The organism is Stenotrophomonas sp. I18B00994, from assembly GCF_014145825.1.
In the GTDB taxonomy this organism is placed as follows: Bacteria; Pseudomonadota; Gammaproteobacteria; order Xanthomonadales; family Xanthomonadaceae; genus Stenotrophomonas; species Stenotrophomonas maltophilia.
Genome location: NZ_JACIUW010000002.1, coordinates 206,844 through 219,551 on the forward strand (window position 1 = coordinate 206,844; position 12,708 = coordinate 219,551).

Here is a 12,708-nt window from a genome sequence, read left to right on the forward strand (position 1 = left end):
GTTGATGGGCGCGCTGTTTGCTGCCCTGGCTCCTGCGGCGACCGAAGCCGCCGATGTGTCCGGCGTGGCTGCCGCCGGGGCTGCGGACGTCTCCGGGGTGTCGGCCGACGCGATCCTGCCCGCCCCCACGCCCCTGACCGCCAGCCAGACCCTGTACCTGGACGTCTCGCTCAACAGCACGCCCCGCGGCCTGCTGCCATTCACTGAAACCCGTGGCCGGCTGCAGGCCAGTCCGGAAGTGCTGCGCCAGCTCGGCTTCAGCGCCCGCGGCGATGCGCCGGTCTATCTGGACCAGATCAGCGGGGCCGTTGTGCGCTACGACGCGCATATGCAGACCCTGGCCCTGGACGTGCCGCTGGACCAGCTGACCCTGCCGACCACCGTGCTCAGCCAGCCGCAGACCCGGGCACCGGCCAGCACCGCCTCGCCCGGCCTGCTGCTGAACTACGACGTGTATGGCAGCCGGGTCGACATGCTCGGCAACCTCAGCCTCAGCTCGGAGCTGCGCCTGTTCGGGATCGGCAACGGCACCGTCGAGAACACAGCGATCAGCCGGCGCTACCAGCAGCCCGGCGACCGTCGCTGGCGCGGTGAGAGCGTGCGTCTGGATACGCGCTGGAGCCTGGATTTCCCCGGCAAGGCGATGACGCTGGAGGTCGGCGATTTCTACAGCGGCTTCGTCGACTGGACCCGTCCGGTGCGCCTGGGCGGCCTGCAGATCGGCCGCAACTACGGCCTGCAGCCGTATCGCGTACTCACCCCCACGCCCAGCTTCCTCGGCCAGGCGGTGGTGCCGTCCACGGTCGAGCTGTACGTCGATGGCCTGCGCCAGTACAGCGGGCAGGTGCCGGTCGGTCCGTTCCAGCTGGCCGCGCAACCCGGCATCAGCGGCACCGGCAGCGCACAGGTGGTGGTGACCGATGCATTCGGGCGCATGCAGACGCTGGATTTCAGTTTCTACGGCACCCAGCAGCTGCTGGCCAAGGGCCTGTCGGACTGGTCGGCCGGCGTTGGCCGCCTGCGTGAGGATTTCGGCCAGCGTTCCTTCGCCTACGACGATCGCACCGTGGCCAGTGCCAGCTGGCGAGGCGGTATCAGCGACACCTTTACCGGCGAAGCACATGCCGAAGGCGGCGGCGGCCTGGCCCAGGCCGGCATCGGCGGCTGGTGGCTGCTCGGCGGCGCGGGCGTGTTCAACGCCGCCTATGCGCACAGTGACTATCACGGCCTGCGGGGCGGGCAATGGGCACTGGGCTACAGCTGGAACAACCGCCGGCTCAATTTCAATCTGCGCAGCGTGCGCAGCCATGGCGATTACCGCGACCTGGGCGCACTGCAGGGCAGCCTGCCGCCGAGCATCAGTGAACAGGCCACGGTCGGCGCCGATCTGCTGCGGCTGGGCACGCTCAGCGCCAGCTACCTGCGCCTGCGCTATCCCGACGGAGACGACAACCGCTACGCCAGTCTGTTCTGGTCACGCACCTGGAGCCAGCGGTGGTCGGCCTACCTGTCGGTGAACCAGAACCTGGACAAGAGCGATGACCGCAGCATCTACCTGTCGGTCACCGCCAGCCTGGGCAACAACCGCCAGGCCAGCCTCTCCAGCCAGCGCAACGGCGACAGCCAGAGCTGGGTAGCGGACGTGACCCAGCCGGTGCCCGGCGACGGCAGCGCCGGCGGCGTCGGTTGGCGCGCGCAGGTGCGCCATGGCGAGGACGGCAATGGCGGCCTGGCCGAAGTCGGCATCCTCAATGACGTCGGTCGCTACTCATTCGGCGCCTCGCGCCAGGGCGGCCTGAACTATGCCTACGCCAGCGCCAGTGGCAGCCTGGTGTGGATGGGCGGGCATGCCTTCGCCACCCGCGAAGTCTCCGACGCGTTCGCAGTCATCAGCACCAACGGCGTGGGCGGCGTGCCGGTGCGGCTGGAAAACCGGCTGATCGGCGTGACCGATGATCGCGGCCTGCTGCTGGTCAGCCCACTGCTGTCCTGGCAGCGCAACCGCGTCTCCATCGACACCCTGGACCTGCCCGAGGACATGCGCGCCGATCGCATCGAAGACTGGGTGACACCCCGCCAACGCGCCGGTACCCGCGTGACCTTCGCGCTGCGTTCGCGGCCGTCGTTGAACCTGACCCTGCACGGCATGGACGGGCAACCGCTGGAGGTCGGCAGCGAGGTGCAGCTGCCGGACGGGCGACAGGCGCTGGTGGGCTATGACGGGCTGCTGTACCTGGAAGACGTGTCCGCCGGCAGCGTGCTGTACATCACCACCAGCCGCGGGCAATGCAGGGTGAAGGTACCGGACGTGCCCAAGGTGGTGGCTTCCGGCGCGCGACCGAAGCCGGCACCGCTGGCGTGCATCCCGGAGGTAGCGCCATGAGGACGTTGCTGCTCGGCCTGCTGCTGGTCGCCGGCCTGCTGGCGGCGGCACCGGCCCGCGCCGTCGCGGTGTGCGCCGCCGTCGCCGACCCGACGCTGCCGTTTGGCAACGTCAACAGCAATGCCCCCGGTGCAACCACCGGCACGCTCAACATCACCGTGACCTGCACCACCGCTGCGTTGAGCCTGCTGGCCACCACCGGCGTGCGGGTCTGCGTGGGCATCGGCGCCGGCAGCGGCGGCGGCAGCAGCTCCAGCTGGCGCACGATGAAGACCAGCGCCAGCGACAGCATGAATTTCCAGCTCTACAACACCTCCAACTTCAGCCAGGTAACCGGGCTGACCCCGCGTGGCACGCCGCCGGCACAGGAACTGACCATGACCTACAGCGTGCCGTTGCTGACCGGTGGCAGCGGTGCGCAGTCGACCCAGCTGTTCGCGCAGATCCCGGCCAACCAGATCCTGGCGTCGGGCGCTTACAGCAGTACGTTCAGCGGTGCGAACGTGGTGCTGACCTGGGCCTGGAACGAAGTGCTGCTCGGCACCGCCACCGTGCCCGCCACCTGCAACGGCGGCGCCACCGGTACCAACAGCGCCAGTGCCGCCTTCAGCTTCACCGCCACCGCCAACGTGCTGCCGCAGTGCGGAAGCTATGTCACCACCAACATGAACTTCGGCAACGTCACCGGCGGCATTCCCGCCAACATCGACCGGACCGCCACCTTGACCCTGACCTGCCTGAAGAACACGGCCTACCAGGTCAGCCTCAACAACGGCCAGAACAATCCCACCGCCACCAGCACGCGGCGCATGGCCACCACCATCGGCGGCAGCACCTACTACCTCACCTACGAGCTGTACCGCGATGCCGCGCGCAGCCTGCGCTGGGGCAACACCCTCAACGTCGATACCGTTGGCGGCACCGGAAGTGGCAGCGCGCAGCAGCTCACGATCCATGGCCGGGTGCCGCCGGTCACCGGCCAGCCCCCGGCCGGCATCTACAACGATGTGGTGCAGGTGACGATCACTTATTGACCTGTGTGCCGACCAACGGTCGGCACCCACCAGGCAGGTTTCGGACGATCGACGCCCACCGGGGCGGTTTCGGCAGATCCACGTCATGCGTGGATGCGCGCATCATTCCTGTGCCAGGAGCAGTCGACTGACAGTCGACGCTACAGATTCGGCCGATCCAGCCGATACCGCGCAGCGAGATCTTTCAGCACGGAGGTTGCCAGGTGGCTCGCGCATTTCTGATCGGGGCGATACTGTTCGCCAGCACATCGGCGTGGGCCGAACCCGGCCCCAGCAACCTGCAGATCCGCCTGACCGTGGTCGAAGCCTGCCGCGATGACCCCGGCAGCACCCACTGCCCCGCACCCCACCAGCGCAGCGACACACCGCAACTTCCGCCCCAGGTCCGCGAGCTCGCGCCTCCCGCCGACGACGAAGACACGACGTCCGCCGTGACCGTCATCTACTGATGCGGGCACTTCTGACCCTGCTGGCGATGCTGCTGGCGTTGCCTGCCGCGGCATTGGACCTGTTGCCGACCACACTGCAGCTGCCCGCCGAAGGTGGCCAGGGCGAACTTTGGCTCTTCAACCCCGGCCCCGGCCGCTGGCAGGGCCGGGTACAGATCCTTGCGTGGGACCAGCAGACCGACGCGGACATGCTGCGTCCCACCGACCAGGTGCTCGCCAGCCCCACCCTGCTCGACATCCCGCCCGGCGTCCGACAGCGCATCTGGCTGCTGCCACGCCAGCCGGCATCCGCTGTCGGCGAACAGGCCTATCGGGTCGTCCTGGCCCCCACTACGCCAGGCCTGCAGCGCTATTCGCTGCCGTTGTTCCGCGGGCACGCCACACCAATGGCCCAGTCGCGGCTGCATGCAGGGATCGAACCCGGCCAGTCACATACCTTCCTGCGACTGAGCAACACCGGTACCCTGCACGCACGCCTGAACGATCTCGCCTACATCACCAGCGGCGGTCAGCGCACCCTGCTGCTGCCCGGCCTGGCCGGGTATCTGCTGGCCGGCCATGAGCGCCGCTGGGCCCTGCCCGCCCGCGCTGATGGCTACGCCGGCGGTCATTTCCAGGCCCGGCTGCAGGATGGCCGCGTGGTCGATCTGGTCGCTCCAGGCCCGGCAATTGCAGCCAGCGCACCGAGCGGGCTATAATCGACCGGATTCCTGCCGCCTGCGTGCGCGGGAACCCGTCCACACCGGACGTCACCGGTGAATCCACACCTGCTGCCCCCATCCGTGCCGGGGTGCTCCGCAAGGAGTTCGGCCACGGAGGCAACAGGGAAGCCCAACCCCGGAACCGATCGCGCTTCCACGCGTCCCGCATACCTATCCCCGCGGGCGGAATCGCTGGTTCCATATCAGGAGTATTGCAATGCCCCAGGTCACCATGCGTCAGATGCTGGAAGCCGGCGTCCACTTCGGCCACCAGACCCGCTACTGGAACCCCAAGATGGCTCCGTACATCTTCGGCGCCCGCGGCAAGATCCACATCATCAACCTGGAAAAGACCGTCCCGCTGTTCAACGATGCGATGAACTTCATCTCGTCGGTTGCCCAGAAGCGCGGCACCGTCCTGTTCCTGGGCACCAAGCGCAGCGCCCGCGAAACCATCAAGGAAGAAGCCGAGCGTTGCGGCATGCCGTTCATGAACCAGCGCTGGCTGGGCGGCACCCTGACCAACTTCCGTACCGTCAAGCAGTCGGTTGCCCGCCTGAAGGAACTGGAAGCCGGTGAAACCGACGGCACCTTCGAGAAGCTGGTCAAGCACGAAGTGCTGGGCCTGCGTCGCGAGCGCGACAAGCTGGAAGCCTCGCTGGGCGGCATCAAGGACATGAACCGCCTGCCGGACGCCATCTTCGTGATCGACATCGGCCACGAAGACATCGCGATCAAGGAAGCCAAGAAGCTGGGCATCCCGGTCATCGCTGTGGTCGACACCAACTACAACCCGGAACTGGTGGACTACGCCATCCCGGGCAACGACGACGCCATCCGCGCTGTGCAGCTGTACGCCCGCGCCGCTGCCGACGCCGTGCTGGAAGGCAAGGCTGCTGCTCCGCATGCTGCTTCGGTGCGTGAGGAAGAGTTCGCTGAAGCCGCTGCTGAAGGCGAAGAGAAGCCGGCCCGCCGCGCTCCGGCCAAGAAGGCTGCCAAGAAGGGCGACGACGCCCAGGCCTGATCCAGGCCCGGGGTGGACGCCCGGCGTCCACCCTCCCTGCGCGCAGCCTTTGGCGCGTGACAGGACCGTGTCACACGGGCCGGCCACCATGCCGGCCCAACCCCTTTCTTTCGTGAGGTAATCCCGTGGAAATCACTGCTTCCCTGGTCAAGGAACTGCGCGAGCGCACCGGCGCCGGCATGATGGAATGCAAGAAGGCGCTCACCGAAGCCAACGGCGACATCGACGCTGCTGCTGAAGCCATGCGCAAGTCCGGCGCCGCCAAGGCCGACAAGAAGGCTGACCGCGTGGCCGCCGAAGGCCGTCTGGGCCTGGCCCAGGATGGCGGCAAGGCCGTGCTGGTCGAAGTCAACTCGGAAACCGACTTCGTCGCCAACGATGACAACTTCAAGTCCTTCGTCAATGCCGTTGCCGCTGCCGCCCTGGCATCGGGCGCCACCGACGTCGAAGCCGTGAAGGCTGCCAAGCTGGCCGATGGCCGCACCGTTGAAGAAGCCCGCGCCACCGCCGTGCAGACCCTGGGTGAGAACATCCAGATCCGTCGCATGGTGAATGTCGACACCACCGGCAACATCGGTGCGTATGTCCACACCAACGGCAAGGTCGGCGTGCTGGTCGATCTGATCGGCGGCGACGTCGAGCTGGCCCGTGGCCTGGCCATGCACGTGGCTGCACTGAAGCCGCCGCACAACAAGGCTGCGGACGTTCCGGCCGACTTCGTCGAGAAGGAAAAGGAAATCGAGCTGGCCAAGATGTCCGAAAAGGACAAGGCCAAGCCGGCCGACATCCTGGAAAAGATCATCAGCGGCAAGATCAACAAGATCGTCAGCGACGTGACCCTGTACGGCCAGACCTACGTGCTGGGCGACACCACCGTCGAGCAGGTGGTCAAGGCCGCTGGCGCCGATGTTGCTGGCTTCAAGCTGCTGATCGTCGGCGAAGGCATCGAGAAGGTGGTGGAAGACTACGCCGCCGAAGTTGCCAAGGCGATGCAGGTCTGATTCCAGCCTTCCGGCTGTGAAGCAACCAGAAGGAGCCGCGGGAGACCGCGGCTCTTTTTTTATGCCGGCGGCCCTGTGGGGTGCGCACAGCGGCACCTTTGCGTTGCGCGCGAATCAAGCCGATACTCGGCACAGGGAATCAACAGTCATTTAGCAGGAACGAAAATCGCGGACTGTGATGCATTCCTAGGTATTCTTGTCCCAATGGAATTGAACGACCCGACATGCCTCCCGAGCTGACAGCTGCCCTGGCGCTCTGCCGCAACCTGCCCTCGCCACCCGGTATTGCCCTGCGCATCATCGAACTGGCACAGGACCCGGAAGCGGATATCGCCACCGCCGCCGACATCATCGCCATCGACATGGCGCTGAGCGCTCGCATGCTGCGCATCGCCAATTCGCCGCTGTACGCCAGCCGCCGCCGGATCGAGAACCTCGGCCAGGCACTGACCATGCTCGGCCTGAATGCCACGATCAGCCTGGCCCTCGGCTTCACCGTCACCCAGGGGCTGACCGGCGGCACCGGCGCCGACCACGACCTGCGCCAACGCGCCTGGAAGCGCAGCATCCTCAGCGCGCTGGCTGCCAGCCAGCTGGGCCAGGCCCGCGGCCTGCGCCGGCTGGAAGAACTGATGCTGGCCGGCCTGCTGCAGGACCTGGGCGTACTGTGCCTGGCCCAGGCCGAATCGGAGCGCTACCTGCCGCTGCTGCGCGAAGCACGCGACAACATCGACCTGGTCGCGCGCGAGCGCGACGAACTGGGCTGCAGCCACGCCGAGGTCGGCGCCTGGGTGGCCGAGCAGTGGGGCCTGCCGCGCTACCTGGTGGAGAGCATCAGCCACAGCGAAGACCTGGACGCCGCGGAATCGCCGTTCCAGGCCTGCGTGCAGCTGTCCGGTGCCGTGGCCGACATCTGGCTGGACGATGACGCCGATGCCGCCCGCGAGCGCGCCCTGCAGCAGGTGCATGACCGCCTTGAACTGGACAGCGCCCGTTTCGACCAGGTCCTGACCCGCATCAGCGAGGCCCTGCCGGACATCGCCAGCCTGTTCGAGGCCGGCCTGAATTCCCCCTCGCGGGTGCGCGAACTGATCGACCACGCGCAGGAGCTGGCCACCCTGCGCAACCTGCGCGAACTGCAGGATGCCGACCAGGCCCGTCGCCGCGCCGACGAATTCGAAGCCCGGGCCAAGCGCCTGGCCGACCAGGCCCATCGAGATGCCCTCACCGGCGTGCTCAACCGGCGCCAGCTGGAAGCCGTGCTGGAGCAGGAATTCCTGCGCGCCGGTCGCCAGGGCTGGCCGCTGTCGGTGGCCTTCATCGACCTGGACGACTTCAAGAAGATCAACGACGCCCATGGCCATCTGACCGGCGACGAGGTGCTGCGGGCCTTTGCCGGCAAACTGCAGGGCCAGCTGCGCCATAGCGACACCGTCGCCCGCTTCGGCGGCGAGGAGTTCGTCGCGCTGCTGCCCAACACCAGCGAAACCGTGGCACTGGACGTGATCCGCCGGGTCCTGGCCAACATCGTCGCCACGCCGATGGCCGAGCTGGAAGGCGGCCCACTGTTCGTGACCTTCTCGGCCGGCGTGGCCACCCAGGGCGGTTACGAGCGCTTCGCCGATGTGCAGGACCTGCTGCGCGCCGCCGACGACGTGCTGTACCGCTCCAAGAACCTGGGCCGCAACCGGGTGATCGCGCGCTCCCCCGGCGCGCTGGGCCACGACGAGCTGTCGGCGACGGCCAGCGCCGAGCTGGGCTGAACAGGAAGCCCCGCGCCATCGGGGCGAATCGCCGGATTTTGCGCCGCAGTGCACAAAACACTATGGCCCGACGCCGCATGCGCGTAGAATCGCCCGCGATTTCCACGCACCCGAGGTCCCCATGTCCAAGCTCGCCTATCGCCGCATCCTTCTGAAACTGTCCGGGGAGGCGCTGATGGGAGATGAGGACTACGGCATCGACCCGAAGATCATCAACCGCCTGGCCCGTGAGGTCATCGAAGCCCAGCAGGCCGGTGCCGAAGTGGCCCTGGTGATCGGCGGCGGCAACATCTTCCGCGGCGCCGGCCTTGCCGCCGGCGGCATGGACCGGGTCACCGGCGACCAGATGGGCATGCTGGCCACGGTCATCAATGCCCTGGCCATGCAGGACGCCCTGGAGAAGCTGGGCGCCAAGGCGCGCGTGATGAGCGCGATCAAGATCAACGACGTGTGCGAGGACTACATCCGCCGCCGCGCCATCCGCCACCTGGAAAAGGGCCGCCTGGTGATCTTCGCCGCCGGCGTCGGCAGCCCGTTCTTCACCACCGACTCCGGCGCCGCCCTGCGCGCGATCGAGATCGGTGCCGACCTGCTGCTGAAGGCCACCAAGGTCGATGGCGTGTACGACAAGGACCCGAACAAGCACAGCGATGCGGTCCGCTTCGACAGCCTGAGCTATGACGAAGTGATCCGCCGCGGCCTGGAAGTGATGGATACCGCCGCCTTCGCACTGGCCCGCGACAGCGACCTGCCGATGCGCGTGTTCGACATGGGCCAGCCGGGCGAGCTGCTGAAGATCCTCAACGGCGAGAACATCGGCACCCTGGTCCAGGGCCGCGATCCGGCCTGAGCCTGAGCGCGCGGCGACAACCGGGCCGATTCAGGCCCGGCAGCGTCCCGTATTCGCCTATAATCGCCCGATTCCAGATACATCCAGGACCGGGCGATGCTCAACGACATCAAGAACAACGCGCAGACGCGCATGGCCAAGAGCATCGACGCTCTGAAGCACACCCTCACCTCCATCCGGACCGGGCGTGCCACGCCGGCCCTGCTGGACCGCGTGACGGTCAATGCCTACGGCAACGCCAGCACCCCGCTGAACCAGGTTGCCTCGATCTCCAACGCCGATGCGCACTCGCTGCTGGTCACCCCGTTCGACAAGGGCATGATCAAGGAGATCGAGAAGGGTCTCTACAACGCCGAGTTCACCCCGAACACGCTGGGCACCGCGATCCGCATCAACATGCCGCCGCCGACCGAAGAGCGCCGCAAGGAGCTGGTCAAGCAGGTGCAGAAGGAAGGCGAAGGCGCCAAGATCGCGATCCGCAACATCCGTCAGGACGCGAACAAGGAAATCGCCAAGCTGGTCAAGGACAAGGCGATCAGCGAGGACGAGAAGAAGCGCGGTGAGGACGACATCCAGAAGTTGACCGACACCAACATCAAGGACGTCGACAAGGTCGTTGCCGACAAGGAAAAAGAACTGCTGTCGGTCTGAAGTCGATGCCTTCAGTCCCGCCTCCGTTGCCGGCCACCCTGCCCCGCCACGTCGCCATCATCATGGATGGCAACGGGCGCTGGGCACAGCAGCGCCGCCGCCCGCGCGTGATCGGCCATCGTGCCGGCGCGCGCGCGGTCAACCGCACCATCGAGCGCTGCCTTGAACTGGGCATTCCGGCGCTGACCCTGTTCGCGTTTTCCAGCGAGAACTGGGGCCGGCCGCAGGAAGAAGTCGACGCCCTGATGAAGCTGTTCCTCGGCGCGCTCGACCGCGAAGTGGACGAACTGCACCGACGCGGCGTGCGCGTACGCTTCATCGGCGAACGCGAGCGCTTTGGTGCCGGGCTGGTCAGCCGCATGCAGCTGGCCGAGCAGCGCACCGCCGACAACACCACCCTGACCCTGTCGATCGCCGCCAGCTACGGCGGTCGCCAGGACATCGCCCGTGCCGCGCGCGCACTGGCCGCTGAAGTCGCCGCAGGACGCCTGCTGCCCGAACAGATCGACGAATCGCTGCTGGGCAGCCAGGTCGCCCTGGCCGACCTGCCGCCGCCGGATCTGTTCATCCGCACCGGTGGCGACACCCGCATCAGCAACTTCCTGCTGTGGCAACTGGCCTACACCGAGCTGTGGTTCACCGAGGCGCTGTGGCCGGACTTCGATGCCGCCCTGCTGCAGCAGGCGCTGGATGCCTATGGCAGCCGCGAGCGTCGTTTCGGCCTGACCAGCGCCCAGATCGCCGCACTGGCCACCGAGACCTCCAGCCCATGACCAAGACCCGAGTCCTCGCCGCGCTGATCATGGCGCCGCTCGCCATTGCCGCGATCCTGCTGCTGCCGACGCAATGGCTGGCCGCCGCCGCCGCCGCCGTGCTGCTGATCGGCCTGTGGGAATGGCTGAAGCTGGCCGGCATCGAAGACACCCTCGCGCGCACCGTGCTGCTGGTGCTGAACCTGCTGCTGATGGTGCTGCTGGTGTGGGCCGATGGCAGCACGCTGGTGCTGTTCCAGATCACCACACTGGCAGGTGTTGCCTGGTGGCTGGCGGCGCTGGCCTGGCTGCGCTTCTTCAACTTTGGCGCCCAGCCGACGGCCCCCTCCCGGATCGTGAAGATGCTGGCCGGCACCCTGGCCATCGTTCCTGCCTGGGCAGCGCTGGTACTGATCCACGCTGGCGGTGACCCGCCAGGCAAGCAGGGCCACCTGTGGCTGCTGGCGGCACTGGCACTGGTCTGGGCAGCCGATTCGGGCGCCTATTTCGCCGGCCGTCACTTCGGCAAGCACAAGCTGGCGCCGCGGATCAGCCCCAACAAGACCTGGGAAGGCCTGTTCGGCGGCCTGCTGGCCGGTGTCGCCGTGGCCCTCGGACTGGGCTGGCTGGCCGGCATCGACATCGCGCACCTGCCGGGCCTGCTGATCACCTCGGTGGTGGCCGTATTCGCGTCGGTGCTGGGTGACCTGTTCGAAAGCCTGATCAAGCGCCACGCCGGTGCCAAGGACTCGGGCAACCTGATTCCGGGCCATGGTGGCGTGCTCGACCGCGTCGACGGCGTCCTCGCCGCCGTGCCGGTGTTCGCGCTGGGCAAGGAAATCTTCGGGTTCTGACCATGAATGCTGTCGCAGACCTGCGCCGGGTCGCCGTATACGGCGCCACCGGCTCGATCGGTGCCTCCACGCTGGACGTCATCGCCCGCCACCCGCAGCGCTACCAGGCCACGGTGCTGGCCGCCGGCCGCCAGGTGCAGGCACTGCTGGCCCTGTGCCGCCAGCACAAGCCCGCGCACGCGGTCATCGCCGACGAAGCGCTGTTCACCGAACTGCGCGACGGCCTCCGCGATGCCGGGCTGTCGACCGAGGCCCACGCCGGTCATGCCGCACTGGATCAGCTGGCAGCAAGCGATGCCTGCGACACGGTCGTCGCGGCCATTGTCGGTGCTGCAGGGCTGTCCTCGACCCTCGCCGCCGCTGCGGCCGGCAAGCGCATCCTGCTGGCCAACAAGGAATCGCTGGTACTGGCCGGCGAGCTGCTGACCCGCACCGCCGAGCGCGCCGGCGCCGAGATCATTCCGATCGATAGCGAGCACAGCGCGATCTTCCAGTGCCTGCGTTCGCGCGACGCCAGCATCGACGGCGCCGGCGTGCGCCGCATCCTGCTGACCGCGTCGGGCGGCCCGTTCCGCGGCCGCAGCCGCGCCGAGCTGGCCGAGGTCACCCCGGCCCAGGCCGTGGCTCACCCGAAGTGGTCGATGGGCCCGAAGATCTCGGTCGATTCGGCGACGTTGATGAACAAGGGCCTGGAAGTCATCGAGGCGCACCATCTGTTCTCGGTGCCCGGCGAGCGCATCGAGGTGCTGGTGCACCCGCAGAGCCTGGTCCATTCGCTGGTCGAATTCGTCGACGGCTCGACCCTGGCCCAGATGGGCCTGCCGGACATGCGCACCACCCTGGCGGTCGGCCTGGGCTGGCCGCAGCGCATCGAATCGGGCGTGGCCGGGCTGGACCTGCTGGCGCAGGGCCGGCTGGATTTCGAGGCGCCTGACACCGACGCCTTCCCCTGCCTGGCGCTGGCCTGGCAGGCCATGCAGGCCGGCGGTACTGCCCCGGCGGTGCTGAACGCCGCCAATGAAGAGGCGGTTTCAGCATTTCTTCAGGGCCGGATCGGTTTCCTGACCATCCCGGAGCTGGTTGCTAACGCTCTTTCAACACTGCCGACCCAGCCAGCCGATACACTGGAGGTCCTGTTGTCCGCCGACCAGCGGGCACGCCAGCTCACCCTGAACGCCATCGACGCCGCCTGAACGACCGCCTCGCCCAGCATGACGCCGCCGCCCCTGCCCGCCACTGTGAGCCT

General features: G+C 67.7%; 12 protein-coding genes. All 12 read left to right on the forward strand.

All coding sequences use genetic code 11. The annotated features are described in order from the left end of the window. The first annotated feature begins 4 nt into the window (after positions 1-4). Entirely contained in the window at positions 5-2,383 is a 2,379-nt protein-coding gene (locus H4O10_RS02940; protein ID WP_044569724.1) for a fimbria/pilus outer membrane usher protein, read from the forward strand. After that, positions 2,380-3,417, forward strand: coding sequence for a spore coat U domain-containing protein (locus H4O10_RS02945; protein ID WP_012479613.1), 1,038 nt, complete (start codon positions 2,380-2,382; stop codon positions 3,415-3,417). Before H4O10_RS02940 ends, H4O10_RS02945 begins: the two co-directional genes overlap by 4 nt. A gap of 203 nt (positions 3,418-3,620) precedes the next feature. Further along, positions 3,621-3,866, forward strand: coding sequence for a hypothetical protein (locus H4O10_RS02950; protein WP_012479612.1), 246 nt, complete (start codon positions 3,621-3,623; stop codon positions 3,864-3,866). Then, a complete protein-coding gene (locus H4O10_RS02955; RefSeq protein WP_012479611.1) occupies positions 3,866-4,564 on the forward strand; it encodes a hypothetical protein in 699 nt (232 codons plus the stop codon). Before H4O10_RS02950 ends, H4O10_RS02955 begins: the two co-directional genes overlap by 1 nt. 220 nt (positions 4,565-4,784) lie before the next feature. Then, entirely contained in the window at positions 4,785-5,591 is an 807-nt protein-coding gene (gene rpsB, locus H4O10_RS02960) for a 30S ribosomal protein S2 (protein WP_005408748.1), read from the forward strand. 125 nt (positions 5,592-5,716) lie between these two features. Continuing rightward, a complete protein-coding gene (gene tsf / locus H4O10_RS02965) occupies positions 5,717-6,592 on the forward strand; it encodes a translation elongation factor Ts (RefSeq protein ID WP_005408747.1) in 876 nt (291 codons plus the stop codon). A 224-nt stretch (positions 6,593-6,816) separates the two neighbouring features. Further along, entirely contained in the window at positions 6,817-8,355 is a 1,539-nt protein-coding gene (locus tag H4O10_RS02970) for a GGDEF domain-containing protein (protein WP_012479610.1), read from the forward strand. Between the two features lie 121 nt (positions 8,356-8,476). Continuing rightward, a complete protein-coding gene (pyrH, locus tag H4O10_RS02975) occupies positions 8,477-9,205 on the forward strand; it encodes a UMP kinase (protein WP_005408745.1) in 729 nt (242 codons plus the stop codon). Positions 9,206-9,301: 96 nt separating this feature from the next. Continuing rightward, positions 9,302-9,856: a ribosome recycling factor gene (gene frr, locus H4O10_RS02980; RefSeq protein WP_005408744.1), complete on the forward strand. Its 555-nt coding sequence runs from the start codon at positions 9,302-9,304 to the stop codon at positions 9,854-9,856. A 5-nt stretch (positions 9,857-9,861) separates the two neighbouring features. Next, positions 9,862-10,629, forward strand: a complete 768-nt coding sequence (uppS, locus tag H4O10_RS02985) for a polyprenyl diphosphate synthase (RefSeq protein ID WP_005408743.1) — start codon at positions 9,862-9,864, stop codon at positions 10,627-10,629. After that, positions 10,626-11,462 (forward strand): phosphatidate cytidylyltransferase, encoded by an 837-nt coding sequence (locus H4O10_RS02990; protein WP_005408742.1) that lies wholly within the window; start codon positions 10,626-10,628, stop codon positions 11,460-11,462. The genes uppS and H4O10_RS02990 overlap by 4 nt, the downstream gene beginning before the upstream one ends. Positions 11,463-11,464: 2 nt before the next feature. After that, positions 11,465-12,655, forward strand: a complete 1,191-nt coding sequence (locus tag H4O10_RS02995; RefSeq protein WP_005408741.1) for a 1-deoxy-D-xylulose-5-phosphate reductoisomerase — start codon at positions 11,465-11,467, stop codon at positions 12,653-12,655. Positions 12,656-12,708: the final 53 nt, after the last annotated feature.

Coding starts and splice junctions, on each gene's coding strand:
- rpsB (WP_005408748.1), top strand. CDS start 4,785: ATGCCCCAGGTCACCATGCGTCAGATGCTGGAAGCCGGCGTCCACTTC.
- H4O10_RS02970 (WP_012479610.1), top strand. CDS start 6,817: ATGCCTCCCGAGCTGACAGCTGCCCTGGCGCTCTGCCGCAACCTGCCC.
- H4O10_RS02955 (WP_012479611.1), top strand. CDS start 3,866: ATGCGGGCACTTCTGACCCTGCTGGCGATGCTGCTGGCGTTGCCTGCC.
- uppS (WP_005408743.1), top strand. CDS start 9,862: ATGCCTTCAGTCCCGCCTCCGTTGCCGGCCACCCTGCCCCGCCACGTC.
- pyrH (WP_005408745.1), top strand. CDS start 8,477: ATGTCCAAGCTCGCCTATCGCCGCATCCTTCTGAAACTGTCCGGGGAG.
- H4O10_RS02995 (WP_005408741.1), top strand. CDS start 11,465: ATGAATGCTGTCGCAGACCTGCGCCGGGTCGCCGTATACGGCGCCACC.
- H4O10_RS02945 (WP_012479613.1), top strand. CDS start 2,380: ATGAGGACGTTGCTGCTCGGCCTGCTGCTGGTCGCCGGCCTGCTGGCG.
- frr (WP_005408744.1), top strand. CDS start 9,302: ATGCTCAACGACATCAAGAACAACGCGCAGACGCGCATGGCCAAGAGC.
- H4O10_RS02990 (WP_005408742.1), top strand. CDS start 10,626: ATGACCAAGACCCGAGTCCTCGCCGCGCTGATCATGGCGCCGCTCGCC.
- H4O10_RS02940 (WP_044569724.1), top strand. CDS start 5: ATGGGCGCGCTGTTTGCTGCCCTGGCTCCTGCGGCGACCGAAGCCGCC.